This window comes from Bradyrhizobium retamae, from assembly GCF_001440415.1.
GTDB lineage: Bacteria > Pseudomonadota > Alphaproteobacteria > Rhizobiales > Xanthobacteraceae > Bradyrhizobium > Bradyrhizobium retamae.
On record NZ_LLYA01000163.1, the window covers coordinates 1 to 25879 of the forward strand.

At 61.3% G+C, this 25879-nt stretch carries 21 protein-coding genes and 4 pseudogenes; 9 read left to right on the forward strand and 16 right to left on the reverse strand.

Going from position 1 to position 25879, the window contains the following annotated elements; translation table 11 throughout:
• The 3 genes and pseudogenes from CQ13_RS22945 to CQ13_RS45805 all read left to right on the forward strand — a co-directional run.
• Positions 1 to 608 (forward strand): LysR substrate-binding domain-containing protein (locus CQ13_RS22945; protein ID WP_245309272.1); only part of this gene is annotated, 608 nt, incomplete at its 5' end.
• Between the two features lie 56 nt (positions 609 to 664).
• Positions 665 to 946 (forward strand): annotated as a pseudogene (locus CQ13_RS45800) (hypothetical protein); the annotation flags it as partial.
• Positions 910 to 1253, forward strand: a pseudogene (locus CQ13_RS45805) (MaoC family dehydratase). The pseudogenes CQ13_RS45800 and CQ13_RS45805, both read left to right, overlap by 37 nt.
• Before the next feature lie 673 nt (positions 1254 to 1926).
• Here CQ13_RS45805 and CQ13_RS22955 read toward each other — a convergent pair.
• From CQ13_RS22955 to CQ13_RS22965, 3 genes are all read right to left on the reverse strand, one after another.
• Positions 1927 to 2367, reverse strand: coding sequence for an SRPBCC family protein (locus CQ13_RS22955; RefSeq protein WP_057845115.1), 441 nt, complete (start codon positions 2365 to 2367; stop codon positions 1927 to 1929).
• Between the two features lie 71 nt (positions 2368 to 2438).
• Positions 2439 to 3998 carry a 4-hydroxyphenylacetate 3-hydroxylase family protein gene (locus tag CQ13_RS22960; protein ID WP_156433817.1) on the reverse strand — a complete coding sequence of 520 codons (1560 nt, stop codon included), beginning with the start codon at positions 3996 to 3998 and terminating at the stop codon, positions 2439 to 2441.
• 98 nt (positions 3999 to 4096) lie between these two features.
• Positions 4097 to 5311 (reverse strand): ABC transporter substrate-binding protein, encoded by a 1215-nt coding sequence (locus CQ13_RS22965; RefSeq protein ID WP_057845169.1) that lies wholly within the window; start codon positions 5309 to 5311, stop codon positions 4097 to 4099.
• 214 nt (positions 5312 to 5525) lie between these two features.
• On the opposite strand from CQ13_RS22965, the gene CQ13_RS22970 reads away from it, so the two are divergent.
• Positions 5526 to 6566, forward strand: a complete 1041-nt coding sequence (locus tag CQ13_RS22970) for a winged helix-turn-helix transcriptional regulator (protein ID WP_057845116.1) — start codon at positions 5526 to 5528, stop codon at positions 6564 to 6566.
• Here CQ13_RS22970 and CQ13_RS22975 read toward each other — a convergent pair.
• The 10 genes and pseudogenes from CQ13_RS22975 to CQ13_RS23025 all read right to left on the reverse strand — a co-directional run.
• A complete protein-coding gene (locus CQ13_RS22975; RefSeq protein WP_057845117.1) occupies positions 6563 to 8107 on the reverse strand; it encodes a class I adenylate-forming enzyme family protein in 1545 nt (514 codons plus the stop codon). The genes CQ13_RS22970 and CQ13_RS22975 overlap by 4 nt on opposite strands.
• Positions 8108 to 8120: 13 nt before the next feature.
• Positions 8121 to 8870 carry an SDR family NAD(P)-dependent oxidoreductase gene (locus CQ13_RS22980; RefSeq protein ID WP_156433818.1) on the reverse strand — a complete coding sequence of 250 codons (750 nt, stop codon included), beginning with the start codon at positions 8868 to 8870 and terminating at the stop codon, positions 8121 to 8123.
• Entirely contained in the window at positions 8867 to 11266 is a 2400-nt protein-coding gene (locus CQ13_RS22985) for a xanthine dehydrogenase family protein molybdopterin-binding subunit (RefSeq protein ID WP_057845118.1), read from the reverse strand. Before CQ13_RS22985 ends, CQ13_RS22980 begins: the two co-directional genes overlap by 4 nt.
• The gene (locus tag CQ13_RS22990; RefSeq protein WP_057845119.1) at positions 11259 to 12020 is read right to left on the reverse strand and encodes an N-acyl homoserine lactonase family protein; all 762 of its coding nucleotides are present in this window, start codon (positions 12018 to 12020) and stop codon (positions 11259 to 11261) included. Before CQ13_RS22990 ends, CQ13_RS22985 begins: the two co-directional genes overlap by 8 nt.
• On the reverse strand, positions 12020 to 12499 hold the full coding sequence (locus tag CQ13_RS22995) for a (2Fe-2S)-binding protein (protein ID WP_057845120.1): 480 nt from the start codon (positions 12497 to 12499) through the stop codon (positions 12020 to 12022). The genes CQ13_RS22990 and CQ13_RS22995 overlap by 1 nt, the downstream gene beginning before the upstream one ends.
• A gap of 5 nt (positions 12500 to 12504) precedes the next feature.
• A complete protein-coding gene (locus tag CQ13_RS23000; RefSeq protein WP_057845121.1) occupies positions 12505 to 13365 on the reverse strand; it encodes an FAD binding domain-containing protein in 861 nt (286 codons plus the stop codon).
• 40 nt (positions 13366 to 13405) lie between these two features.
• Positions 13406 to 14179: an enoyl-CoA hydratase-related protein gene (locus CQ13_RS23005; RefSeq protein WP_057845122.1), complete on the reverse strand. Its 774-nt coding sequence runs from the start codon at positions 14177 to 14179 to the stop codon at positions 13406 to 13408.
• 307 nt (positions 14180 to 14486) lie between these two features.
• Positions 14487 to 14693, reverse strand: a complete 207-nt coding sequence (locus CQ13_RS23010) for an ATP-binding cassette domain-containing protein (protein ID WP_156433819.1) — start codon at positions 14691 to 14693, stop codon at positions 14487 to 14489.
• A gap of 796 nt (positions 14694 to 15489) precedes the next feature.
• Positions 15490 to 15672: a helix-turn-helix domain-containing protein gene (locus CQ13_RS47185; protein ID WP_057845125.1), complete on the reverse strand. Its 183-nt coding sequence runs from the start codon at positions 15670 to 15672 to the stop codon at positions 15490 to 15492.
• Positions 15673 to 17171: 1499 nt separating this feature from the next.
• A pseudogene (locus CQ13_RS23025) lies at positions 17172 to 17630 on the reverse strand (alpha/beta fold hydrolase); the annotation flags it as partial.
• Positions 17631 to 18189: 559 nt separating this feature from the next.
• On the opposite strand from CQ13_RS23025, the gene CQ13_RS23030 reads away from it, so the two are divergent.
• The 3 genes from CQ13_RS23030 to CQ13_RS23040 are packed head-to-tail and all read left to right on the forward strand — an operon-like array spanning position 18190 to position 20173.
• Positions 18190 to 18852, forward strand: coding sequence for a cysteine hydrolase family protein (locus tag CQ13_RS23030; RefSeq protein WP_057845126.1), 663 nt, complete (start codon positions 18190 to 18192; stop codon positions 18850 to 18852).
• Positions 18849 to 19847, forward strand: a complete 999-nt coding sequence (locus tag CQ13_RS23035; RefSeq protein ID WP_057845127.1) for a zinc-dependent alcohol dehydrogenase family protein — start codon at positions 18849 to 18851, stop codon at positions 19845 to 19847. Before CQ13_RS23030 ends, CQ13_RS23035 begins: the two co-directional genes overlap by 4 nt.
• A gap of 26 nt (positions 19848 to 19873) precedes the next feature.
• Entirely contained in the window at positions 19874 to 20173 is a 300-nt protein-coding gene (locus CQ13_RS23040; RefSeq protein WP_057845128.1) for a tautomerase family protein, read from the forward strand.
• Between the two features lie 29 nt (positions 20174 to 20202).
• On the opposite strand, the gene CQ13_RS23045 is transcribed toward CQ13_RS23040, so the two are convergent.
• On the reverse strand, positions 20203 to 23151 hold the full coding sequence (locus CQ13_RS23045) for an ATP-binding protein (protein ID WP_057845129.1): 2949 nt from the start codon (positions 23149 to 23151) through the stop codon (positions 20203 to 20205).
• Between the two features lie 126 nt (positions 23152 to 23277).
• Between CQ13_RS23045 and CQ13_RS23050 the strand changes: the two genes are divergently transcribed.
• Positions 23278 to 23913 (forward strand): helix-turn-helix transcriptional regulator, encoded by a 636-nt coding sequence (locus tag CQ13_RS23050; protein ID WP_082637589.1) that lies wholly within the window; start codon positions 23278 to 23280, stop codon positions 23911 to 23913.
• 99 nt (positions 23914 to 24012) lie between these two features.
• Positions 24013 to 24224: pseudogene (locus CQ13_RS45810) on the forward strand (CsbD family protein).
• A 264-nt stretch (positions 24225 to 24488) separates the two neighbouring features.
• Here the strand turns inward: CQ13_RS45810 and CQ13_RS23060 are convergent.
• Together CQ13_RS23060 and CQ13_RS23065 are read right to left on the reverse strand one after the other, a co-directional pair.
• Positions 24489 to 25550, reverse strand: coding sequence for an ABC transporter substrate-binding protein (locus CQ13_RS23060; protein ID WP_057845132.1), 1062 nt, complete (start codon positions 25548 to 25550; stop codon positions 24489 to 24491).
• A 5-nt stretch (positions 25551 to 25555) separates the two neighbouring features.
• Positions 25556 to 25879 (reverse strand): hypothetical protein, encoded by a 324-nt coding sequence (locus tag CQ13_RS23065; RefSeq protein WP_057845133.1) that lies wholly within the window; start codon positions 25877 to 25879, stop codon positions 25556 to 25558.

Genomic DNA, 25879 nt, shown 5'->3' on the forward strand with positions numbered 1-25879 from the left:
ATGATCCACCTCGCCGCTGCCGTGATAAACTCGCGATGAATCCCAACAGACCCTACGTCGCCTACCCGCAAATCAAGTTGAACATCAGCAACATGGTCGCGCCGATCGACTTCGAGAAGGACAAGGTCGACCTCGCCGTCCAGTTCGGCGGTGGAAACTGGCCTGGCGTCGAGACCGAACTCCTGTTCAAGGACCTGATCCAGCCTGTATGCAGCCCGAAGCTCCTCAAGACGACGCGGCTTTCGGAGCTCGACGAACTGCGGAAAGTACAGCTCCTGCATTCGCACTATCGCCGCACCGACTGGCCTGACTGGTTGATGGCCGTAAAACGACCGGACCTGCTCACCGACGCGGGGATCAGCTTTCCGAGTTCGGTGCTGACCTATCAGGCCGCGGTCGAAGGAGTCGGCGTGGCAGTGGGTCAATTGTTCCTGCTCCGGAACGAGATCCAGGGCGGGACGCTGGTTCCCCTCTTCAACGCGCCGTTCGAGCGCCGCATGGCCCACTACGTCGCCTGGCCGAAGCACCGCCCCCTCAGCCGCAAGGCACGAAGCTTCGTCCATTGGTTGAAGGCGCAGATCGCGGAATCCCTTGCGGCGGGCGCGTGAAGTGGCGAGCTCGGCTTGCACGTGAGCGGATTGATAAAGTCGGAATGACCCTACTGGCCCTAAGGCGAACAACGAGCCGCCCATTGGTTCGCGGACGCGTACCCCACGGCCATGCCTATACTCGCACGGTCCTAACCGCCGTGGCCGGTCGGGCGATCTCCGAACACTGGACCATCGATGGCGCCGGACACGCGTGGTCTGGCGGCAGTCCCGCCGGGTCCTACACTGATCCATATGTTTCGGCCGCTACTACGACGATTTCACGGTCGGCGACGTCTACGAGCACCGCCCCGGCCGCACCATCACCGAAAGCGACAACACCTGGTTCACGCTATTGACGATGAACAGCCATCCGCTGCATTTCGACAAGGTCTACGCGGCCAAATCCGAATTCAAGCAGCCGCTGTTAACAGCTGCCTGACATTGTCGATGGTGGTCGGCATGAGCGTCAGCGACATCAGCCAGAAGGCGATCGGCAAACTTGGCTCGAACGACATCAAGCTGACCGCGCCGGTGTTCGTCGGCGATACGATCTACGCCGAATCGGAGGTGTTGGCGAAGCGCGAATCGGCTTCGCGGCCGGGACAAGGCCTTGTCACCGTGCGAACGATCGTCTCTGCAGAAAGACTTTCGCTGAGACGATGACGTGGTCGGTGATGGCGACGATGACCTGGAGTCCTACATGCAGCGAAATCGCAGATTAGCATACAAAATCGTGCAAATGGCGGAGAGAGTGAGAGGCGAACCCACGATTCACGATCGCGGTGCTGAATTCCAATAACCAGCCGGCCGCCGTCAGGCTCGGAGCGCGCAAGTCTTAGGTGGTCCCTGCCCTTACCCCGCCGCTTCGCTCTCAGGGCCGTTCACGCTTCTCCGGGCATCAATCCACTTCCAAAGGACGACCGCCGACGCTGGCCTTCAATAGACTTTCTTGATCTCCCGGCATACGTCATGCACACGCCGCCTTCTAACTAAAAGAAAAACCCAAACTCTCGCTCCGGTCCATCATGGGAAAGTTTGGGCTAGATCCAGCCAGCGGGAGCTAGTCAAATCTAGCGCCGGAAACCCGCGCGGCGCTGCACTTCGGGAGTGTTAAGCCGCCGTGCACTACTCTCTGGGCGGCGCCCGGAGTGCCCGCGGCCGATTTACAAGGCAGATTACAAAGCCGCAATACGCAAGCACCGACTTTTGGCTGGTGGTGGCTAGACACTGTAGCGATACTGAGAGACGGCGAACGCAATGACCGCCACATCCTACGACCGGCAAGCCCGATTAGCACAATTGCCCGCAATGCGGATCAGAAAAATCCCTCCGCCGATCAAAGAGTTTTTGCAAAGTTGGCGAAGAATTCGTCGGCCAATTTCTTGGCCGTGCCGTTGATCAGCCGCTGGCCGAGCTGCGCCAGTTTGCCGCCGGTCTGCGCCTCGACCTGATAGCTCAATAGCGTACCGCCTTCCTTTTCGGCCAGGTCAACTTTTGCCCCGCCCTTTGCAAATCCCGCGACGCCACCCTCGCCTTCCCCAGAGATCTTGTAGCCATTGGGGGGATCGAGATCGCTCAGCGTAACCTTGCCTTTGAACCGTGCCGATACCGGCCCAACCCTCATTTTGGTGACAGCACGAAAACCTTGGTCATCGGTCTTCTCGAGATCCTCGCAGCCGGGAATGCAGGCCTTCAGCACGGCCGGGTCATTCAGCCTGGCCCACACGGTCTCACGGGGGGCGGCGAGTTGGATCTCGCCGGTCATCGTCATCGCCATGAGTTTCTCCGCAAAGGTTGACAAGGCGCCGCGGTTTCAAAGCGGCAGACGCTTCGACTCCGCGCGTGAGCCTAGTTGCGTTGGACAGGTGCGAACACCCGCGCCATGTAGGTCGAAAGGTCGTCCGCGATCTCCTGCCGCGAGGCGGAATTGATGCCGGCGAGCGTTTTGGCCAGCTCCTTCTTGAATTCGATCTGCATCGCGCGCGCGATCTGAATCCGCTGCGCTTGCGGTGATCCCGCGCCGTGCATCGATTCGGTCAGATATCCCACGGCATTTCGGCCGAGCGTCATATTCTCGACGAGGCGGAGAATCCGGATCCTGTCCTCGGTCGGGATGTCGGCCCGCCCTTTCAGGTACTTCTCGATCATCGGTCCGATCGTCTCATGCCGCAATTCGCGCTCCGAGGGTAACGTCACCATCAGCCCCCCGGCGAGGTCCTGTGCCAGCCGGCCGATCTCGTACGGCAGTCGCGTGACATGGTGCTTGCACACGTTGGCGAGCATCTCGTCGGGCAGGAAGGCGCCCGATTTCATCTCCATGCCCTGATGGCTCGCGGCAATGCCCGCCCCGTAGATCGTTTCGTTGAGATGGGTCATCTCGACCAGCTTGTCCCGCACATGGGAGGCGCGCTCGACGCCGTTGTAATCGGCAATGGTCGCTGCGGCACCGATCAGGACGTCGCCGACGCCGGTCTTACAAACGTAGCTGCGGCGGTGGTAGCAGGTGAAGCGCTCGACCAGGGTGGACGCGAATTCCACCTCGCCGTCCATGAAAATGTGTTCGTTGGGGACAAAAACGTCCTCGAACACGATCATCGCTTCCTGGCCCGCGAACCGTGCGTTGCCCGCGTCGATTTCACCGCCTTCCGCGCTTCTCGTGTCGCAGGATTGCCAGCCGCAAATGTAGGCGATGCCTCCGGCATCGACCGGCACCGCGCCGGCGATCGCATAGTCCTTGTCTGCGGCCTCCAGCCTCATGGTCGGCATGACGATCAGCCAGTGCGAATTCAGGCAGCCGGTCTGGTGCGCCTTCGCGCCGCTGATGAAGATACCTTCCGGCGTGCGGCGCGTGACACGCACGAAGAGATCAGGATCCGCCTGCTGGGAAGGAGATTTGCTGCGATCACCCTTCACGTCGGTCATCGCGCCGCCGATCACCAGATTCGAGTGCTGGACCCGAACGAGGAAATCCTTGAACCGGTCGTGGTAGCCGGTACCGTTGTTCCGATCCAGATCGAACGTCACGGAATGGAGCGCATTCAGCGCGTCCATGCCGACGCAACGCTGGAAGCAGGTCCCTGTCAACTGTCCGAGGCGACGCTGCATCTTGTTCTGCATGACGAGATCGGCGGGGCTCGTCGCGATGTGGAGGAAGCGATTGATACGTTCGCCTGTCAGGGGCGACATGGCGGAAGCCAGTTCCGGATTGCTGTTCGCCAGGTCGTAGGTCTCGGCCACCGCGTTGATTGAAGGCCTGATGATCGGATGGTCGACCGGCTCGCTGACCGGCTCGCCCATCAGGTACACCTTGAGATTCCGGCCCCTCAGGCTCTCGATATATTCAGCCCCCGACCTGATCGGACGCCCCGACAGGATGGCACTACCGCCTGCAGCAAATTCCTTATCCATTCCGGAATGCCTCAGTTGCCGCGCCCACCGTCCGAGGTGGGCGCAAAGTCACAGTGCCGCGTCGCTACGGCTCGGAGCCGTCCCCGGGATTTCCGACATCAATCCTTCTTGACCAGCGGGCAGGCGCTGTCCTTGAGCGGACGGAACGCCTGGTCACCCGGGATCACCTCGCGAAGCTTGTAATAGTCCCATTCGCCCTTCGACTCCGACGGCTTCTTGACCTCGTACACGTACATGTCGTGCACCATGCGACCGTCCTCGCGGATACGGCCGTTCTTGGCGAAGAAGTCGTTGATCGGCAGTTCGCGCAACTTGCTCATGACGGCCTTGGCGTCATCCGTTCCAGCGGCCTTGATGGCTGTGAGATAGTGCATCGTCGAGGAATAATCGCCGGCATCGCCCATATGGGGCATGCGCTTCACCTTGGCGTAGAAGCGCTTCGACCATGCGCGCGTCTCGTCGTCACGGTCCCAGTAGAATGCATTCGTCAGCACCAAACCCTGAGCGAGGTCGAGTCCCATGCTCTTGATGTCGGTGATCCAGACCAGCAACCCCGCCAGTTCCTGGCCACCTTTCAGGATGCCGAATTCCTGCGCTGATTTCACCGCATTCACCAGCACCGTTCCCGAGCCGGCAAGCGCGACGACCTTCGCCTTCGACGCCTGGGCCTTCAACAGAAACGACGACTGGTCAAAAGTTTCCGGCGGATAGCGTGTTGAACCGATGACCTCTCCGCCAAGCGACTTCACGACAGCGGTGGTATCGGCCTCCAACGCATGTCCGAACGCGTAATCTGCGGTGAGGAAGTACCAGCTCTTGAAGCCGGCCTTCAGCATTGCCGAGCCCGTACCCTTGGCGAGGGCGTAGGTGTCATACGCATAGTGAATGCTGTTGGGGGTGCAGGCGTCGTTGGTCAGGCGGGACGAGCCGGAGCCATTGATGATGGCGATGCGGTTCTTTTCCTTGGCGAGCTGGGAGACGCCGAGCGCGATCGAGGAGTTGATCAGGTTGGCGATCATGTCGACCTTTTCGACGTCGTAAAACCTGCGCGCCAATGTCGAGGCCGTGTCAGGCTTGTTCTGGTGGTCCGCAACGACAACCTGGATCGGCTTGCCCAGCACCGTGCCGCCAAAATCCTCAATGGCCATCTTGATCGCTGCGACCGAACCTTCGCCGGATTCGTGAGAGAACTGCCCGGACATGTCGGTCAACACGCCGATCTTCACGACATCGTCGGAAACGGCAGCGGTCTGGGCGCCGGCATGATTGACGAAGAGAGCCGCCGCAGCCGCGGCGATCAGAGTTTTTTGCATTCCGGCCGTCATGGCTTTCCTCCCTTGCTGTTGAAACACGGGTTCGATCCCGCCTTTGTTACATGCATAACTAGACTTTTGTTACATGCATAACTAGACTTTTGTTACATGCATAACTAGACTTATATTTTCTGGGAGTCAATCGAGATGATGTGTTAAATGAGCGCACCTTCGAAACGGCCTCGGATCAGGCCGCGCAAAGAGGCCGATCGAGATGCCTGCCACCGCCAAGGTCCAGAGAGCGAAGCCGCCGGTCAGAGCGGCTGCGAGACCGGTCGCGGCACAGGCTGGCGCGGCGCGGCGCGAACGCAACTGCTCGGTCGCGCGGACGCTCGACATCGTGTCGGACGCGTGGGCATTCCTGATCATCCGCGAGGCGTTCTTCGGAACGCAGACGTTCGAGGCTTTTCGTTCGGCGCTTGGCATTCCGCGGGCGACGCTTACCAATCGCCTGAAGAAGCTGACGCAGCTCGCCATCTTCCGTCAGGTCGCGACTGGATCCTCGCTGCGCAAGGAATATCGACTGACCAGGATGGGGTTCGATCTCTATCCAAGCTTCATCGCGCTGATGCAGTTCGGCGACCGCTGGCTTGCGGGTGGCAAGCCGGCTCCCTTGACGCTGGTTCACATGGGTTGTGGCTGCGATAGTCGTCCCTTCGTCGCGTGCTCTCATTGCGGCGAAGGTGTCAACGCACGGGATGTGAAGTACCGGGACGGACCGGGCGCCGGCCGCCACCCCGCAAAGGCCGGCCGCAACACCAGACGAGCCTCGGACGGAAGCCGCTTCCTGCTTGGGCGGCCGAGTTCCGTCTCGCGCGCCCTGCAGATCATCGGCGATAAATGGAGTTTTATGGTCGTTCGCGAGGGTTTTTTCGGCAACCGGCGCTACGACAAGATCCTGACCGAGCTCGAGATCGCCCCGAACATCCTCACCGATCGGCTGTCGCGCCTCGTGTCGAATGGGATACTTGTCCGGAGGCAGTATCAGAGTTCGCCCGACCGCTATGAATATCTCCTCACCGACATGGGGCGCGACCTCTACGGACCCTTCATCGCCATGCTGCAATGGGGAGATCGCTGGCTTTCCAGGGGAAAGCCCCCGCTCCTGCTCAGGCATCTCCCCTGCGGACACGATTTTCATGCCGAGGTGGTTTGCGACCATTGCAAGCAGCCGATCGTCGCTGCCGACATGCGGTACAGGCTGGCCTACGATCCAAAATCCTTTGGAGCTCTGGGTCCCCGCTCCGTCAGCTAGGCAGTCTGGTTCAACGCCTCGACCAGCTTGAAGCGCATGATCTTCCCTGAACCGGTGCGCGGGATTTCCGGGACGAAGTGAGTGGCCTCGGGGATCTTGTAGGACGACAGGTGCGCCCTGCAATGATCCATCAACGCGTCGACATCCAGTTCGTCAGGTTTGGCCACGATGAACAGGCATGACACTTCGCCGAGCGTGGCGTGCCGGATGCCGACAACAGCGCAATCGGTTACGTGCGGATGCCGGAGCACGACTTCCTCGATCTCGGCCGGCGCAATGTTCTGGCCGCCGCGGATAATGAGCTCCTTGATGCGTCCGGTGATCGTGAGATAGCCGGACAGGTCCGACTTCGCGAGATCTCCGGTGTGGTACCAGCCCTTCCGCAGCGCGGAGGCGGTCTCCTCCGGCTTGTTGTGATAGCCTTTCATGAGGTTCGGCCCGCGCACGATCAACTCCCCCTCTTCGCCGAAGGGGACGTCCTCCAGCGAGGACGGATCGACGATGCGCACGGCAAGGCCCGGCACGGGGAGCCCACACGAACCGATCGGCCGCTCGCCGCGGAGCCAGTTCATGGTGACCATCGTGGAGGTCTCGGTGATGCCGTAGCCGTCGAGCAGCGGCGTCTTGAAGCGGTCCTCGAATGCCCGGTTTAGCGTTGCGGGCATGATCGCGCCGGCCGAGATGCATAGCCTGACATTCCCGAGTCGCTCAATGCCGCTCTCCTGAGCCTTGTGCAGCAGATAGTGGAACATGGTAGGCACGCCGGGAAAGACGGTGTATTTGCCGGTCTCCAAAAGCTCCAGCGCCTGCTGCGGCGAGAATTTTTCCATGATGTGCTCGCTCGCGCCGACGGCGAGAACGCTGAGCACAGACAGGTTCAGGCCGTAGGAATGGAACAGCGGCAGCGGCGAAAGGACGACATCCGTCGTGCTGAGCTGGCCAATCGGCGCCCAGCATGCGGCGGCGATCCACAGCATGCTGCGCAGCGACAGCAGGACGCCTTTGGCACGACCAGTGGTGCCTGATGTGTAGATGATGAACGAGGAGCGGTCCATGTCGCCGGGATCCGGCGGCGTGGCACCGCCGCCGGCGGCCAGGTCGGCCATGGACAAGCCGTCCTGTGGCGCTCCACCTCCGGCATAGGCCATTTTGGGCGAGATCCCGGCCTCGCGCGAGATCTTCGCGATCAAGTCCTTCCTTGCAGGTGTCGTGATGACGGTCCCGCAGTTTGCGTCCGTCAATCGATAGCTGATCTCTCCTTCCGCCGCCTCGAAGCTGATCGGAACGATCACGGCGCCGGCGCGCAGGCCGGCCAGGCACGCCTCGATCCAGTCGACACCGTTCGGCAGGTAGATGGCGATGCAGTCGCCCTCACGGACGCCGGCTTTCGCCAGGTTGGCGGCGATCGCGGCCGTATTTTTGGCCAGTTGCGCGTAGGTGATCGAGCGCGACGAGTCCCAGTACGCTACCTGCTCCGGCCGCTCCTTCGCATGCCGATCGACGAGTTTTCCGATCGGCGCGATCAAGTCTACGTGCAGCATCGTTCTCCTCCCGTCAGATCATGCTGAACCCGCCGCTGATACTGATCGTCTGTCCGGTGATCCAACCGCCGGCGTCGGAGGCGAGCAGCGCCACCATCGGCGCGACGTCGGAAGGCTGGCCGAGACGCCGGATCGCATAAGCCTTGACCAGCTTCTCGCGGTTGGCCTCGACCCATGCCTTGTCGTGCGCGGTCTCGATCAGCCCGAGCGAGAGCGAATTGGCCGTCACGCCCGAGCGGCCCCATTCCCGCGCGAGCGACTTCATCAGCGCGATGGTACCGGCACGCGCCGCCGCGGCAAGCGCCAATCCGGATTCGCCGACGCGGGAAGAATCTCCCATGATCGAGATAATGCGCCCGCGGCCCGAGGCCTCCAGCAGTGGACCGGCGCTGTGGCAGCAATTCAGCGCGCCGTACAGGCAGGTATCGATCTGCTTGCGCCAATCCTCCGGGCCGCTTTCGCTGAAGCGCTTGCGGAACACCAGGCCGGCGTTGTTGACGAGGATGTCGAGCCCGCCAAAGTCGTTCTGGACGTTGGCGACGAGCTGCTTAACCACACCGGCGTCCGAGATGTCGGCCTGATAGGCCTTCGCCTTGCCCCCGGCCTTCTGGATCTCGGCGGCCACCGCTTCGGCCTCCGCCTTCGAGCCGTGATAATTCACCGCCACCGCCGCGCCGGCGGCGGCGAGTGCTTTGGAGATGGCGGCGCCGACGTCCCGCCCGCCGCCTGTAACGAGCGCAACGCGTCCCTGAAGATCGATCATTTAGGATTTTCCTTTGCTTTGAGTTTGGCTTGCTCGATGAGCCCAAAGATGCGCTGCGGATTCATCGGCAGAAGATTGACGTCGATGTCGTAGGGCGACAGCGCGTCCGCGATCGCATTGGCAATCGCCGCCGGGGCGCCGATCGTGCCGCCCTCGCCCATGCCGCGGAAGCCGCCGGCGACGGCGGATTGGCTCTCGATATGCACGACGTCCATATCAGGGATGTCGGGCGCCGACGGGATCATGTAGTCGACGAGACTTGCGCTCAGAAGTTGGGCGTCCTCGTCGTAGACCAGTTCCTCGAACAGCGCCGCGCCGATGCCCTGCGCCACGCCGCCATGGACCTGGCCGTCGACAATCATCGGATTGATGATTTGGCCACAGTCCTCGGCGACCACGTATTTGTGGATCTTCACAAAGCAGGTCGCGGGATCGACCTCCACCGCGACGATGTGGGTGGCGGCGGCGGTGGTCCCGTTAATCGGATCGTAAGTGTAGCTCGCGCTCAATTCCTCGCGCGCCTCGGCCGGCAGCGTCTTCATGTCGGAATAGACGGCCTTCGCAACCTGCCTGAAGGTGACGGCGCGGTCCGTGCCGATAACGGTCGCCTTGCCGCCGGAAAGCTCGATGTCGTCGTGGTTGGCCTCTAACAAATACGAGGCAACGCGCTTGATCTTGTCCCGCAGCAATGCCGATGCGCGCTTGGCCGCGCCACCGCCGAGCACCGCGCTGCGGCTGGCGTAGGTACCGGTTGACATCGGCACCGCATCGCTGTCGCCCTGGATGACGCGGATGTCTTCAAAACTCGCGCCGAGATCATCGGCGATGATCTGGGCCAGCGTGGTTTCGAGCCCCTGGCCATGGGAGGCGACCCCGAAGGCTGCGGTTATGGCGCCGGTCGAGTCGATGGATATTTTTGCCGTCTCCGAACCGGTATTGATCGGCATCCCCGGAGCCACTGCAATGCGCGACCCGATGCCGGTCAGTTCGGCGTAGCTTGCGATACCGATACCGAACAGCCGCCCGTCCTTGCGCGCTTCGGCCTGCCGGACGCGGAGCTTTTCATAGCCGGCGGCCTCACCCGCCGCATCGAGGCATTCGACGAAACCGGTTTTGTCCCAGATGATCCCGGATGCGATCCGATACGGAAATTCCCCCGCGCGAACGAGGTTGCGGCGGCGGATCTCTATGGGATCGAGACCGAGCGCCTTCGCGCCGAGGTCCATCAACCGCTCCGTAACGAAGGTCGAGATCGGTCGCCCAACCCCGCGGTAGGGTCCCGTCGGCGGCTTGCAGGTGGCGACGCCGCGCACCGCGCCGCGATAGGACCGGATCTTGTAGGGGCCGGGAAGGAAACTGACGACCTGAACGGGCTCAAGCCCGCAGGTCCACGGATAGATCGAATAGGCCCCGACATCGCCGAGCACGTCGGCTTGCAGGGCGATAGCGATTCCGTTTGCATCGAATCCCATCTCGGCATCGACGATCTCCGCAAACGCCTGGCTGCTGCTGGAGACATCCTCCAGGCGATCGGCGGTCCATTTCAGCGAGCGGCCGAGCTTGCGGGCCGCGATGCAGATCAGCAGCTCTTCCGGATAAAGCGATCCCTTCGATCCAAAGCTGCCGCCGACGTCGGGCGCGACCACCCGCAGGCGGCTGCCAGGAAGACCGAGGGATTCGGAAATCGCGTCGCGAACGATGCCGGGGATGTTCGAGGAGGTATAGAGCGTGATGGCGCCGCGTCTGGCGTCGTACTCCGCTGTGTAGCTGCGCGGCTCCATCGCGAGCGGCGCCTTGCGCGTCATCTCGAAGCGGCCGCCGACCCGGACGGCAGCGCCTTTCAAATCCGCTTCGACGTCGCCCTTCCTGAATTCGCGGGCGATCAGGACGTTGGTGCCGGCCTCCTCGTGCAACAGCGGAGCGTCCACTGCAACTGCGGTCTCGCTGCGCGACACCGCGCCGAGCGGTTCGAACTCGATCTCGATAAGTTCGACCGCGTCTTCCGCGAGGTATCGCGAAGTGGCAATGACAGCGACGATGGCCTCGCCAACATAGCGAACCTTCCCGGAAGCCAGCGGCAGGGTCGGCGTCGCGTAATAATTGGCCATCCGCGAGAATGGAATCACCGGCTTGAAATCGTCTGCAACGTCCTCCGCCGTCAATACGGCGACGACGCCCGGCGCCGTCTGCGCTGCCGCTGTGTCGATCCGCACGATCCGCGCATGAGGCTGCTCGCTGCGCCGGAAGGCGATGTGTAGCGGCCGGTCCGGCTTGCGATCGGCGGTATATTCGCCGTTCCCGGTCAGCAGCCGCGGATCCTCCGTGCGCTTGATCGGGGCCCCTACGTGTCGGGGACGCAGCACGTCCGCCGGCTGTGCAAGGCTATCCTTACTCATAGCCCTGGTTTCCCTTGCGCAGGCGCTGCCATTGCTGGTCGTCATGGCCGCAGATGATGGTCGCGCCGGAACTCTCGATCCGACGCACTTCCTCGTACGTCTTCAAGTGCCCCTCGACGTTCCAGGTGTTGCGGGGCGCGGTATCGGCATCGAGATGCTGACGCAGACTGACCGAATCCGAGGCCAGCAGGAATGGACCATCGCGATCCAGGTTGACCAGCGCGCCGAGCGAACCGGGCGTGTGACCTGGCAGCGGCACCAGCACGACGCTGGCATCGCCGAACAGGTCTTTCTCTCCGTTCACGGTTTCAATGGGTTGCCCGGTATCCCAGTCGACCCGGAGATAGCCTGCGTTTTCCGCAGCCGGAGCTTTCGCAGCTTCCACCTCCTTGGCGTGAGCCAGGATCGTCGCCTTCTTGAAGAACTGGTTGCAGCCGCAATGGTCCGGATGGAAATGGGAGTTCACGACGATGTCGATGTCGTCGGGCCCAAGCCCGACGCAGGCCAGACTGGGCAGCAACGTCTCGTCCGCCCCCATCAGCGGCTGCATCACCTTCGCAAGCGGCCCCCAGCGCTCTTCGGCGTTGTCCACGACCGAAGGGTGACAACCCGTATCGAACAGCACGTTACCCTGCTTGTGCCTGATCAGCGCGCTGCTCACCGGCAGGTCGATCATCTCGCTGCGGTCCGCGCCGGGGATGTAGATGCTCTTCTTCATGCGAAGCCGCCCGGCGGCAAGGAAGTTGAGTTTCATCACACATTCTCCCGCCGGAGCGCGGCAGCACTTCTGATCGCGGCAACGATATTTTGGTAGCCGGTACAGCGGCAGAGATTTCCGGAGAGGCCCTCTCTGATCTCCTCGTCGGTCGCGAGCGGATAGTTGCGGAGCAAATCCTCGCCCGTCATCAGCATGCCCGGCGTGCAAAAGCCGCACTGCAGGCCGTGATGTTCGCGGAACTGGGTCTGCAGCACATTGAGCGCTTCCGGCGTTCCCAATCCCTCGACCGTGGTGATCTCAGCGCCCGCAGCCTGGACCGCAAGCGTGAGGCAAGACCGTATACTGTGGCCATCCATCAGCACCGTGCACGCGCCGCAAACGCCATGCTCGCAGCCGACGTGAGTCCCGGTCAGTCCGAGGGTGTCGCGGAGAAAATCGGACAGAAGCAGACGCGGCTCGACATCGGAAACGTCATGCCGCGTTCCATTCACCATCACTGATACGTTGATAGTCATCGCAGTCACCCCTTCACTGCCAAGACTGTCTGCATGGCCCGCTTGGCCAGTTCGCCCAGCAGATGTTTCCTGTATTCGGCGGAGGCATGCACGTCGCTGTTTGGGCTAACGCTCGACGTCACCATCTCGGCGAAGCGATCCGGCGTGCGGCCGTCGACCGCAATCTCACAGAGCCGCTGCTCGACGTGTTCGAGCCGTAGCGGCGTATCCGCCACGCCCATTACCGCGACACGTGCCTCTCCGACGCCGAATTGGCCGCGCCGTATCGATACAGCGATGCTTGCGAGTGCAAAATCGCCGAAGCGCCGAGCCACTTCCTCGAACGCCCACCCATCGTGCTGCAGGATCGGAAACTCGATTTCGACGACGATGTCCTCAGGCTCGAGACAGTTCGTCAGGGCATCGACGAAAAAGTCCTTTGCGGCGATCGTGCGCCGGCCGGCCGGCCCCTGCACCGTGAGACTGGCGCCGTAGAACATTGCCATCATCGGCAACTCAGCCGCCGGATCCGCGTGCGAAAGGCTACCGCCGATGGTACCGCGGTTGCGGATCGCCAAATGCGCCACATGACGGATTGCCGCCGACATCACTGGCAGCCTGGACGCGATCAGCGGGGAGTGCTCGATTTCGCGATGTCGCGTCAGTGCGCCGATTGCCACGTTCTCGCCGCGCAGTTCGATGAACGACAGTTCCTTCATGCCGTTGAGGTCGACCAGCACCGCAGGCCGCGCCATCCGAAAATTGAGCAGCGGCAACAGGCTTTGGCCGCCGGCCAGAATTTTGCCCTCGCCGTTGGCCGCGGCAAGCGCCGCTACAGCAGCCTCCAGCGTCGTCGGGGGGATATATTCAAACCTGGCAGGCTTCATCGATCTCGCCCTTCAAAGCCGTCCTTCCCGCTGGCCATTGCTATTCGCCGCGAAAGCGCGGTGGCCTTTTTTCCGCAAAGGCCCGCCGGCCCTCCCTGAAATCCTCGCTATCCGAAGCGACGTCGATCAGCTGCTGGGTGGCCGTCAGATCAAGCGCGCCCGTACCCATTGCGAGGCCGTTCAGCATGAACTTCGCACCCGCAATCGAAAGCGGTGCATTGGCCGCCAGCCGTTCGACGAGTTGCGCGGCCGCAAGCCGCGCATCGTCGTGAATTTCGTCGACCAGTGCCATCGATTTCGCGTGCTCGGTAGAGTAGCGGTCGCCCGAGTACAGGATCCGCTTGGCGTTGACGATGCCGACGAGCGCGGAAAGCCGCTGGACACTTCGAACACCATAGACGATGGAAAGTTTCGCGGCCGGAATTCCGAAGATTGCGGTCCGATCGGCGAAACGAAAGTCGCATGCCAAAGCGAGATGGCACCCTCCGCCCAGGCAATAGCCGGAGATCGCGGCCACCACCGGCTTTCCCAATCCGGCGATCGCGCCCGAGCAAGCGTCCACGGCGACTTCGTATTCGGCGCTCTGCTGTCTGTCGTTCCGGATGTTGCCGAACTCGGAGATATCGGCGCCGACGCTGAAATCCTCGCCGTTGCCCGTCAGCACAACCCCACGCAATTCCCTGTCGGCGGCAAAGCGCGAGAAGATTTCCGCCAGTTCGCGCCACATCGCTTGCGTAACGGCGTTCCTCACCGAGGGCCGGTTCAAGGCAATATGCGCGATTGCGCCCCGCCGCTTGATGTCGATCTCTTCCAACTTGGCTCCTCTCGCGCCTGACGGCGCAACCGTCCGTCAAGGCGAGTTTTCCGACCATCGCCCGGACACCGGAAGTCACATGCATAAGTAGACTAATATATCCCGACGCGTCAAGTCGTCCCAATATCGTCGCAAGGCCGCAGGCTTGTGCGCGTCCTCCAAAGAGTCGAGCCCATAGGCCCGGCGGAGTGCAGATGATCGGCGGAATGGCGGTCGAAGCAATGAAGACGTGGCCCGCAAGCCGGCCAGCGTTGTGGTCAACGGTCAAGAGAGCTTTGTCGCGCACCGCGGAGTCCGAGCACCCGGCTCAGGTATAACCGAGATAGAGCGCACGGACGCGCGGATCGGTTTGAAGCTCATTTCCCGTTCCGCTGAGAACGATCCGTCCGGTTTCCATGACACAGGCATCATCCGCTATCGAAAGCGCCAGGCCGGCATTCTGCTCCACCAGCAGAACCGTGAGACCTTTCGTCCTGAGCGTCGTAATGGCTTCGAAGACCTGATCGACCAGCAACGGCGACAATCCCATGCTGGGTTCGTCGAGCAGGACTACGGACGGCCGGCTCATAAGCGCGGCTGATTGCGAGCATTTGCTGCTGGCCTCCAGAGAGCGAGCCGGCCGACAGATGGCGCTCCTCATGGAGAATGGGGAAGGTCGAGTACGCCTCTTCAAGGTCAACCGTGACATTCTCTCGTGAACTCGTCCAACCGCCGAGCAAGAGATTGTCCTCAACCGACAAGGCCCCGAAAACCTGGCGACCTTCCGGTACCCGCGGAATACAAGGTAGAAGCTAAGACTACGACAACTGGCGAACCTCGGCTTACGCCGCTTCAGGCAGCGACATGCGCATCAGAACCGGATACGTTCGTGCTCTGCGTGGTTGACCTCCGCAACTATCCCGAGAATGTCCACGACGCTGAATGGACAACCAGCATGATTTCGCCGCTCTGTAGTACCCGGAATCAGAGATTGAAACAGCGTGGGCAGATGATAACCGACTCTGGTTGCTCGCAAATTTTCATCGCACCTGACTCACGAACCTCTGATGTTGGGTAGTAGGTTCCTGCCGGGCGCGAATATTCCGATAGCAGAGACGATCTCGTTTGTGCAAGGCGCTGTAGAAAGTGACGTTCCCATTCGAAATGCCACAGCTCTACGATACGCCGTACGAGCTGACATTTGGGAAGCGGGAATGACGTTTGACCTGTGGGTCGAGTCCGCTTCTGTTGTGATTAGCCTGCTATTGGTAAGAAAGCGCTATTTCATTCCCTCAAGAGTTTTGGAGTTGCTTCCTTAAGTCGCACGTCCATTAGTTCGACATGTTGGCGTCGAGGAGCGCCAGAAGTGAGCGCACCACTACTAGTCGCCGACGTCCGATCGTTGTCGTGACGATACGCCCAGCTCTTATCAACTCGTAAAGCTTCGTGCGTCCCAAGCCGGTCACTTCGCATGCATCGTCAATCGTGCAGGTGAGCCGCTGCGTGAATGGCATCGTGCTCGGTTCTGCGGCATTCGGAGCGCATGGACTGACTTGTGACTGTTGTTCGCCAGTTTTCTCACGTCGACTGTATCTCACGTGGCCCTCCTATTCGCACAAAGCTCGACGGGACAAGAGTTGATTGTGCGACGAGCAACGTCAATGCGAACATCCGAGGGCGCTCGCGTACGACAGCGCAGGTCAGCGGCGGTTTGAATATTTCCGGACACCAAGGGCGACGAGGAAATTTTTTGCGAATGCGCCAGCCACAGTGAGGCATCGCGCCGAGGTTAATCTGCTAACGTCGGCAGTAAATTCCGCAAGCGTTCGCCGCTGTTCACCAGCGTCTTAATCCACCGAACGCGGCTGATGGCTATCTAAGTGCCTGAGTTTGCTTGCGCTCCCTAGGGGAATCGAACCCCTGTTTCAGCCTTGAGAGGGCTAATGATTCGTTCAATTCGACCCAAGGCGGCCCCGTCTTCCGCATCCGTCCGATTTGCACGCTACAGCACTCTGGACTGGGCGGCCGCATCAGGGGACCCTTTGTTTGGCATCGTAGGCAATTTAGATCAATGCATCTCAGGCAATTGGGTTACGCGCAGATGGCGCCGAAACGGGTCAGCAGGAACCTCGTCAGCTACCACAACGGCAGGCTTCTGGCGAGCCCGCAACCGTCGCGCCATGGATATGCGCATCTCGCTCAGCGGGCTTTGATCCGATTGGGGGAGATCATCGAGCCACATGCAGGGACTCATGGTTGACAATGATAACGACAACCGGCGCCGGCCCGTCGAGTTCAAGGACGGTTGCCGCTAGGGTAAATTCGGAAAGACTAAGGCTTATGAGCTGATTGCCCACGAGAGGATCAGGGCCTATAAGATGGGCGGCAAGACCATGATTGTCTCGACGGTGTGGATGAATTTCACGCTTCGTTGCCTAGAGTTGAAACGAGGACAAACTAAGCCCCCGAACCGCGCAGCCAGACAGCGGACGCACCGTAAATCAGGCTGTCAAGGCGATCAGACAACGGTGCATAGACACTCGCATTCCGCGTAATAGGCCGCACGGTTATCGCTACCTGGGATCTTGTTTTTGTCACCCTTACCAAACTGGCCCGGTGTCGCGGCGCACTTTCTCCACGTTCTGGCGAGTTGAGCTTCCACCACATCGTTGGTCAACACGCCCTTCTCATTGAGCAAGGTTGACGCAGTCGGCTGTTCGCGCAGTGGTCGCTGCTGGCGCCAGCATCGCAGCCCATTATCCGCAGCCCTCTCAGTGTGCCGTTGGACATTAGTAGGCGTCGGCCACCGTCATTGGACGGTCAGTAGATCGCGGACAGCGTCGCGCGATCAGCGCTTTCGGCGCACGGTCTTGTGCGAAGCGCAACCGTGTCGACCCCACGAAATCTTCCAACACGAAGTACGTGTCTCACTCGGCATTGTGGGCACAATGGATGGGGTCGCCAAGACCGGCCCTTGACCTCGCGATAGCATGATAGGTCGAGCCGTCAGGAGCGCGCGGTTTGCGGCTAGTGCCGCGCGATACCCATCGAACACTTCGATGGGCGTACCTCCGGGATTGCGTTCGCTTTTTAGCATGACCGGTGGAATGGCGCTGATCAGCACGGCCTTTGCGACGCGCCCGTTACCGTGACGAGCGACGTACCGAGCCACCTCGCCGCCGCCCGTCGAATGACCGACATGGACCGCATTCTTGAGGTCCAACGCCGCCGCCAGCTCAGCCATGTCCGCAGCATAAGCGTCCATGTCGTTGCCTTTTTCAGTCTGGGTCGAACGGCCGTGGCCACGACGATCATGAGCGACGACGCGATAGCCTTTTGCGAGAAAGAACAGCATCTGGTTGTCCCAGTCGTCGCCGCTCAGCGGCCAGCCATGATGGAAAACGATGGGCTGCCCGGTGCCCCAATCCTTGTAGAATATCTGCGTACCGTCCTTCATGGTCAGGTAGCTCATCGTCTTTCCTTTCGAGTTTGATAGTGAGGAGCGGGAGATCGGGGTGAGACGCGGATCGGGCGCCTGGCAGAGCGGCCATAACTCCTGCGGCGGCGCCCGCGATCAGCACACTGCGGCGGGAGGCGGTCGTGGACAGTTCGTGCATGATTTTCTTTCTGTCGTTCGCCCGTGGGCCATCGTCTGACCGGACGTAAATTGCTCGCAGCCGTCCCCGCGGTCTTGTGCGCCTATGCTTCCGATTGGAAAGATATGCCGCCCCGCCACACGCACCCTTCGCGCTCAGAGTCGGGCAGTTTTCTGCAAGTACAGGCAGGGACGGCCAAGCCGTCTCCCATGGCCCATGCGAGACTTGTCGCCGCCGTGAAGACGAAGAACCCGCCTCGCGCCGAGGCTTGAACGACTGGAGAGCCACCTCATGACGCGTCTAACCGTGAGCGGCGCTACGACGCCAGCGCCCGAGATACTTTCCCGTCGCCGCTTTCTATTCTGCTCCGCCGTCGTTGCTGCCGGCGTTGCTTCTTCTGGGGTGCTTGCCCAAGCTCCAGAGCGAAGAGGTCAGATGGGAATCAGTGCGAAGGACACCGGCGTCGTGTTCATCGACCCGCAAAACGACGTTCTGAGCCCGACCGGTCGCGCATGGGGCGCCGTTGGCGCAAGCGTTACCGAGAACCGTACTGTCGAGAACATGGAACGCATCTTCAAGGCTGCGAAGGAACGCGGCTATGAAGTCTTTATCTCTCCGCATTATTTCTATCCCCCAGACAAGGGCTGGAAGTTCAACGGTCCGTTGGAGACCGACGAGATCCGCGGCGGCGTCTTCGAGCGTAGCGGCCAACTCACCCTCGAGGGGTTCAAGAATTCCGGCGCCGATTGGGTCGAACGGTTCAAGCCCTACATCGAGGACGGAAAGACCGTGATCTCCAGTCCACACAAGGTGTTCGGGCCCCAAACAAATGACTTGGTCCTGCAGCTGCGCAAGCGCGGAATCTCGCGGATCATACTTGGCGGAATGCTGGCGAACATGTGCGTGGAATCCCACTTGCGCGAATTTCTCGAGCAGGGCTTCGAGATCGCGGTGGTGAAGGACGCGGTCGCCGGCCCGCGCCATCCCGAGTGGGGCGATGGCTACCAGGCAGCGATCATCAATTATCGCTTCCTCGCTCACATGGTGCCGTCGACGGACGAGGTACTTGAGCTCATGCGCCGCGGAGCCGGACAATGAGCTCGGTGCCGACGATGCAAGCATGGCTCCTTGAGAGCGTGGATGCACCTTTCCAAACGACTTCGGTCCCCCGCCCTGAGCCGGCGGCCGGCCAGGTACTCGTGCGGATCATTGCGAGCGGAGTAAATCCACTCGACGTCAAGATCCGGCATGGCCAAGCGCCACATGCCAAGCAGCCGCTGCCTGCCGTGCTCGGGCTGGATCTCGCTGGGGTCGTCGAGTGCGTGGGGGGCGGCGTCACCGCCTTCAAGGCTGGCGACATGGTCTACGGCCTGACGGGCGGCGTGGGCGGGCTGCAGGGCTCCCTTGCCAGCTTCGCCGCAGTCGACGCCGATCTTCTCGCCCTCAAGCCTGCCACACTCGACATGCGCGAGGCGGCGGCTCTTCCCCTCATCTTCATCACGGCCTGGGAAGGGCTAGTCGACCGCGGGCACGTTCAGGCGGGCCAGAAGGTGCTGGTGCAAGGCGCCGGCGGGGTTGGCCAGATGGTCATCCAGATCGCTCGAGCTCATGGTGCGGAGGTGTTTGCCGTCGACAGTGCCGGTAAACGGCCGCTGATTGAGGCGTACAGCGCGATCGCGATCGACCGTCACCAATCGACGGTCGAACATTATATCCAAGAGCATACGGGCGGGCATGGCTTTGACTTGGTGTACGACACTGTTGGCGGACCAGGTCTGGATGCCTCTTTCCAAGCAGTCCGGCGGTTTGGCCACGTGGTCAGCTGCCTGGGCTGGGGCACTCACGGTTTGGCTCCGTTGTCATTCCGTGCCGCCACCTACTCCGGGGTCTTCAGCCTGCTACCAATGCTGACGGGCCAGGGTCGCGCGCATCACGGCGACATCCTGCGTCAGGCCGCGAGACTGGCGGAAGACGGAAAGATCCGGCCACGCCTCGATCCGCGCCGGTTCGGACCAAGCTCGATCCTTGAGGCGTATGGCGCCATCGAAGGTCACAATGCTTCGGGCAAAATCGTAATCGACGTCCCCCACTAATTGTCCTCAAACCGAAAGGAACTCTCATGCCGTTTGTCAACGTAAAGCTCGTCGAAGGAGTCTTCAGCACTGAAGAGAAGCATGCGATGGCAAAGGCCTTGTCCGACGTCATGGTCAGGTTCGAGGGGTCAGAGGCCTTCCGCGAGGTCGTCTGGGTGCTGATCGAGGAGCTTCATCCGGACGGGTGGCACATCGGCGGTAGGCCGTTCGAGGGTCCGAAATCTCTGATGGAGACACTGGGCAAGTCAAAGGCAACCTACGAGGCGATCGACGGAAAGCCGACGACGCGGCAGGAATGGGCGGACGCTCTTCCGGTCCGGTCCTGATCCAGTTGACCCCAGCGCGCCGGAGCCGCTCAGTTACGCGCGCCGGCGAGGCTGCCGAGCATGTCATGTGCGTTGCGCAGATCTGCCGTGGCGAAGCCCTCGCTGAACTGCGCATACACCGGCGCCAGAACTCGTCGGGCCTCGGCGGGATGGTCCTGAGTCAACCGCAGGCGAGCCACGCTCATTGCGGAGCGTAACTCCCACGAGAGCGCCCCCTGTTCGCGAGCCGCCGCCAAGGCTTCCGCGAAGCAGCCCTCTGCCTCAGCAGCACGATAGCGATTCTCCGTGCGGAGCAGGAACTCGCCCCTGAGACGCAGGAGCTCCGGCCTGCACCAGCGCTCGCAGTCGTTCTCCACCTTGGCGAGAGCGCGGTCGACGGTATCGAGTGCGTCGGCAACGCGGCCCGATCCTGCCTGGCCTTCCGCCAGTGCACCTTGAAACTCGGGATACCAAGTCGTACCGCCGAGGGAATCACATTCGCTCAGGGAATTGGAGAGCACCGCGGCACCCTCCGCAAATCGGCCCTGCCGGACCATGACGTGGCCCGTCACGCAATCGGTGAGTGCTTTCCAGAATGCAACGCTATGCTCGTTCACGATATCAGCTAGTTCGACCACCGCCTTCTCCGCATCGTCGAGATCGCCGGTCAGGATCGCGACGGGGCACGCTGCCATGTTGAGGGCATAGCAGAGCGTCAGCTTGTGATCCGCTGACCGGGCCGCCTCGACGCAGGCAATGGCGTTGTCACGCGCCTGCTCTGGCAATCCCTGCAACCAGAGTACACGCGAAAGAATTGACCTAGCGAGAATGCGCTGATCGTAGTGGAACCACATGGCGTGTCGGTGGTCCGTCGGGGCGACGTATTGATCTCGTACACGCTCGAGATGCCGGCGCGCTTCTGTCTGTCGTCCAACATGATGCAGAGTCGTCCCGAGCAGCCGATCTGCGACGAAGCCCTCAGCCGTCCGGCCGGTGTTCGCAGCCACAATTGCAAACCGTTCCGCGAGCGGCCAGGCCGCCAGCATGCAACCGCTGTTGTACCGAAAGCTCCACATGGCCCACAATGCGCGGAGCTTGGCATCCTCGTCGGCTTGCCGCTCCGCCGCATCCAGCGCTTCCGCCAGCACCACGCCAGTGCGCTGTACGGTCCCCGTACAGTGATAGAGTGCGGCGCCCAGAGACATGTGCAGCATCAGCCGGGAATGTTCGCTCAAATCGGGCGCAGTTCCAATGACTGCCAAGGCGCGCTCAACCCGCTCACGGCATTCAGCGATAAGCGACATCCCGATCCATACGGCGGCATAGCCGGCCGTCAGGATTACGACCGTCGACGCATCTCCCAGGGCTGAGGAGGCCCAGTCGAGAGCGGCGCGAACGTTATCGATCTCCCGTTCAAGAGACTTAATGCGATCGGCGGTCGGCGCCTGTTGTGCGTCGGGGGCGGCGCTCACGACAAGATCGCGAAAAAATTCTGCGTGACGGCGAGCACCCCATTCCGCCTCGCCGTGGTTTGCGAGCTTTTCCGCAGCATAGGCCCGCGTCGTCTCCAGCAACCGCCAGCGCCCCTCAGGTGCAGAAGTGTCGAGCGCCACGAGCGATTTGGCCACCAGGGCCGCAATGTCCGTCAGAGTTGCCGAAACGGTGCGCGGCGAACCGTCGGCAAGGGCGGCTGCCGCCTCAAGCGTGAAGCCGGCGGGAAAGATTGAGAGCCGCCGCAGCAGTCGCTGCTCCGCCTCAGGCAGGAGTTCGTAACTCCAATCGAGAGCAGCGCGCAACGTCTGATGCCGCGGCAGAGCCGTGCGCCGCCCACCGGTCAGTAACGAAAAGCGGTCGCTAAGGCGCGCCGCAACTTGCTTCAGTCCGAGCGTCGCGGTGCGCGCGGCGGCAAATTCGATTGCCAATGGAATGCCGTCCAACCGGCGGCAGACCGAGGCTACCGTCGTCAGTTCGTCATCGTCTTGCAGTGCGAATCCGGAGTGCAATGCCTTCGTCCTCGCGACGAAGAGCTGAATGGCGCTGTGCGTAAGAAAATCACTCCTCCCGACCTGGCCAGCCGGAACGTCCAGCGGTGGGACGCGATGGACGCATTCGCCATCTACGCGCAGGACCTCCCTGCTGGTGGCGAGCACCGTGACGCGGGGGCACATGCGGACCATCGTTTCCACGAAATGTGCCGCCGAGTCGATGAGATGCTCGCAATTGTCTAGAACCAAAAGCAGGCGCTGGCGGCCTACGGCTTCCGCAACCGATGAGGCGGATATTTCTCCGCTTAGCTTCAGGCCCAGGGTGGCAGCTACCGAGGTTGGGATCAGGCCAGGGTTCGACAGCGAGACAAGTTCGACGAACCAGGCGTTCCCGTCGAAGCGCGATGCGAGATCGTGGGCAACCGCCAATGCCAGCTTGGTCTTCCCGATCCCCCCAGGCCCGGTAAGGGTGACGATTCGGTAGGCTGAGAGGAGATCCCCCAGCGCTTTTTTGGCTTCGGTCCGGCCGATGAGCTCCGTGCCCGGCGTAGGCAGCCTACTCATGAGAGGGCGGGCCTGCCGTGCCGACGACGAGAGAACAACCCCGTCGCCTTCCGCATCATTCCGTCGGCGCCATTCGCCTAACAGGCGATAGCCCCGACCGGAGACCGTCTTGAGCATTCCCCGGTCCGGTCCCAGCGCCTTCCGCAAGGCGGAAATATGAACTTGGATCGTGTTCTCTTCGACGATGGCGCCCGGCCAAACCCGCTTCATCAGATGGTCTTTGGTGACGAGCGCTCCGGCCGCACTCACGAGGACCTCGACTATTTCGAAGGCACGTTCGCCAATGGGCACGGGCACCTCGCGCATTCGCAATTCGCGACCGGCGGTGTCGACCTGCCAATCGCCGCATTCGAATACGCTGCTACGCCCTAGAAGAGCCCCTTGGCCCGTCTCCAGCTGGCCGTGATGTCGGCTCTTTTCGATTTTGCCCGCCAACCTGCCCGGGATCATTCCAACGCTCAAAAAATAGCCATTGCCGCCGATGGCAATTAGAAAAGCGGCTTCAGGATTTTTCAGAACAAGATCAAGGAATGCAAGCGGCCATCATTCCATGTTTCCGGCAGAAGGGACAGAAACATGGATTTTACCATACCAGACAAACTAGCCGCAAACGCCGGGTCACCGCCTAGCTTGGCTGGATTCCAACAATGGACTAGCAACCTCGCTCGGCTGTTAAGCGTTGCTACAAACGAAATTGATAAGGACCGATCCGCAGCCAAAGCAGTAATCGGCATGGCCTCGGCGCTCCTGCGGGCGGAAGTCGACCGTCGCGCCGGTCCAAGCCACGGCAGTTCTTCGGGCTTGGCCGGCTGGCAAAGACAACGGGTTATCACCCACGTGGACGTAAATCTGGATGGGGCTATCCGTGTCAAGGACCTGAGCGAAATCGCGCGCCTCAGTCCGGCGCACTTTTCACGGGCGTTCAAGCGTTCCTTTGGAGAGCCGCCGCATGCCTACATCGTTCGCTGCCGCCTCGAAAGGGCGATGCATCTCATGCTGACCACGGATTATGCGCTTACCGAGATCGCGCTGGCGTGCGGATTTACGGACCAGGCGCACCTGAGTAACCTCTTCCGGCAGCATATCGGCGGTACTCCGGCGACATGGCGACACAATCGTAAGGAGCGCGCATCTAGGCGCGGTGCATCGAGCCGCCAGCAGGGCCGCGTTCCCCTGAACACGCTCCATTCTCCTAGAATTTCAGCCAGGTAGGGAGACAAACATGACCCTTGATCCGATCAGGGTAGGGATCATCGCCGTCCATCCCGAGAAAGGCTGGGCAATCACCGCGCATATTCCAGCGCTAAGACAATTAGCTCAGTTCCGAATTTCAGCGATCCGCTATCGGTACGAAATCGCAAAGGTAAGATTAAGGAGCATGGGGGAAGCTCACCGATGAAGATCTCGATGTGATCGGCGGAAAACGCGATCAGCTTGAGGGAAAACTCCAAGAACGCTACGGCCATCAGAAAGATCAGACCAAGAAAGAAATCGATGACTGGTATGGCAAGCGGACTTGGTGATCGATGATTTCGTTGGACGTTGTCCCAAGCCGACGTCTAGCGAGGCAAGGCGGCCACAGCGTTACTCGCGTTTCGCTGGGGCCGTTTGCGTTCGGGGCTCGTGTCGCGGATCGTCTAGCAACGGGCCGAAGGCAGGATAGCAACCGCGTCGTGCCGGTACAGCCGTTCGCCGCCCGTGATACCTTAGCTCAAGCTCACACTTGCGGCGTGCAAGGAGAGATCTGTTGCCGCGCACCAGCTTGAGGATGCGCGAGCAACTCAAGTTCAGGGCTTGAATACGAAGCCCGGTTTGATCGCCACATCCGCAGGAATGGGCTGCAGATCGGAAAATAGGTCCGGGTAGGTATTCATCACATTCAGGATGAATTTGGGCTCGATGTGCTTGTTCACATCGAACACGGACTTGATCACGCCAAGCCGTTGCAGCGTATCCTGGGCCTTCCACAGCGCGCGATAGTTGTGTGCGGAAATGCGGCGGTCCACCTGCTGGATGTTGTACTGCATCGCAGTCTCCGCCACGTCGAGCTTCAAACCTGGAATCCAGCGCGTAGCGATGGCTGCGGCCTGCTTGGGATTCTTGCGCATCCACTGGTCGGCCTCCGACACGGCTGCCAGGAATTTCTCGATCGTCGCCCCGTTCTTCTCTACCCAGGGCCGCAGCGCGATGTTGAAACCGAGATAGGAGATGACGTCGCCGCCGCGGATTACCTCGATAGCGCCTGGCACGTCCTTCATGGCAATCACCGGTGCCGGGTCCCAGCACACAAAGGCATCCACGCCCTTGGCAAGCAACGCCACGCTCATCTCCGGCGGCGGGGTGTTGATCAGTGTCACGTCGGTCGGCGCGAGGCCAGCCTTCTCGAGCAAGCCGAGAATGTAGAGATGGTTGATCGTGCCGAATGAAGTCGCGATTTTTTTACCCTTTAGACTTTTCAAGTCGCCTTTGATGATCCCCGAGTCGCTGTTGGCAATGAGGGCGAGCGTGGCATCGGATCCAAGCTTCGTGGCGTTGCCACTGAAGTTACCTAAGAAAACCAGATCCATGTTGCGTAGAATGGCGCCGATGGCGGGCACGCCAGCTTGCACCATGTCGGTTTCACCTGCCTGCAAGGCATTGAGTGCATCGACACCGGTGGCGTATGGACGAGCGATGGTCACATCGAGCCCGTACTTCTCGAAGAAGCCACGCTCCAGCGCAATCGGCAGCGCCAGCATGTCCACGGCTGCCACCATGCCGACTTTGAGTTTTATGGGATCCTTTGCTTGCGCCATTGCGAGTGACGGCGACAGCAACAAGGCGCAGAGCAGCATAGAAAGTCGTCGCATGGGAATCATCCCCCTGGTTGAAGCGGCTCGACGCGCGTAACCCAGTAAGGTCGGGCGACGGTCGTCAGGTCCGCTCGTTTCACTCCTCGAACTTCAACAGATTTTTCTTGTGTTCCGGATACCCGGCCGTACGTCTGCATCAGCTGAACGTGGAAACGTTCAGGTTCGAACGGCAGCACGACGAGGATATTCACCTTTTCCGAGCTGCCGGCGAAGTTCGCGACCTTTTGCGGTGCGGCGATGGTCAGCCAAAGCTGCCAAGCCAGAAGGCCAACCGTCACCGCTATCAGGATGTGAGCCTTTCTCGATCGAAGGGCATCTTTCAACAT

Excerpts from the sequence above, each read along its gene's own strand:
- CQ13_RS23000 (WP_057845121.1), bottom strand. The coding sequence starts at position 13,365 with ATGAAGCCTGCCAGGTTTGAATATATCCCCCCGACGACGCTGGAGGCT.
- CQ13_RS23035 (WP_057845127.1), top strand. The coding sequence starts at position 18,849 with ATGAGCTCGGTGCCGACGATGCAAGCATGGCTCCTTGAGAGCGTGGAT.
- CQ13_RS22985 (WP_057845118.1), bottom strand. The coding sequence starts at position 11,266 with ATGAGTAAGGATAGCCTTGCACAGCCGGCGGACGTGCTGCGTCCCCGA.
- CQ13_RS23050 (WP_082637589.1), top strand. The coding sequence starts at position 23,278 with ATGGATTTTACCATACCAGACAAACTAGCCGCAAACGCCGGGTCACCG.
- CQ13_RS23030 (WP_057845126.1), top strand. The coding sequence starts at position 18,190 with ATGGGAATCAGTGCGAAGGACACCGGCGTCGTGTTCATCGACCCGCAA.
- CQ13_RS22990 (WP_057845119.1), bottom strand. The coding sequence starts at position 12,020 with ATGAAACTCAACTTCCTTGCCGCCGGGCGGCTTCGCATGAAGAAGAGC.
- CQ13_RS22995 (WP_057845120.1), bottom strand. The coding sequence starts at position 12,499 with ATGACTATCAACGTATCAGTGATGGTGAATGGAACGCGGCATGACGTT.
- CQ13_RS22975 (WP_057845117.1), bottom strand. The coding sequence starts at position 8,107 with ATGCTGCACGTAGACTTGATCGCGCCGATCGGAAAACTCGTCGATCGG.
- CQ13_RS22965 (WP_057845169.1), bottom strand. The coding sequence starts at position 5,311 with ATGCAAAAAACTCTGATCGCCGCGGCTGCGGCGGCTCTCTTCGTCAAT.
- CQ13_RS22980 (WP_156433818.1), bottom strand. The coding sequence starts at position 8,870 with ATGATCGATCTTCAGGGACGCGTTGCGCTCGTTACAGGCGGCGGGCGG.
- CQ13_RS23065 (WP_057845133.1), bottom strand. The coding sequence starts at position 25,879 with ATGTTGAAAGATGCCCTTCGATCGAGAAAGGCTCACATCCTGATAGCG.
- CQ13_RS23045 (WP_057845129.1), bottom strand. The coding sequence starts at position 23,151 with ATGATCCCGGGCAGGTTGGCGGGCAAAATCGAAAAGAGCCGACATCAC.
- CQ13_RS23060 (WP_057845132.1), bottom strand. The coding sequence starts at position 25,550 with ATGCGACGACTTTCTATGCTGCTCTGCGCCTTGTTGCTGTCGCCGTCA.
- CQ13_RS22960 (WP_156433817.1), bottom strand. The coding sequence starts at position 3,998 with ATGGATAAGGAATTTGCTGCAGGCGGTAGTGCCATCCTGTCGGGGCGT.
- CQ13_RS23040 (WP_057845128.1), top strand. The coding sequence starts at position 19,874 with ATGCCGTTTGTCAACGTAAAGCTCGTCGAAGGAGTCTTCAGCACTGAA.
- CQ13_RS22955 (WP_057845115.1), bottom strand. The coding sequence starts at position 2,367 with ATGGCGATGACGATGACCGGCGAGATCCAACTCGCCGCCCCCCGTGAG.
- CQ13_RS22970 (WP_057845116.1), top strand. The coding sequence starts at position 5,526 with ATGCCTGCCACCGCCAAGGTCCAGAGAGCGAAGCCGCCGGTCAGAGCG.
- CQ13_RS47185 (WP_057845125.1), bottom strand. The coding sequence starts at position 15,672 with ATGCCATTCACGCAGCGGCTCACCTGCACGATTGACGATGCATGCGAA.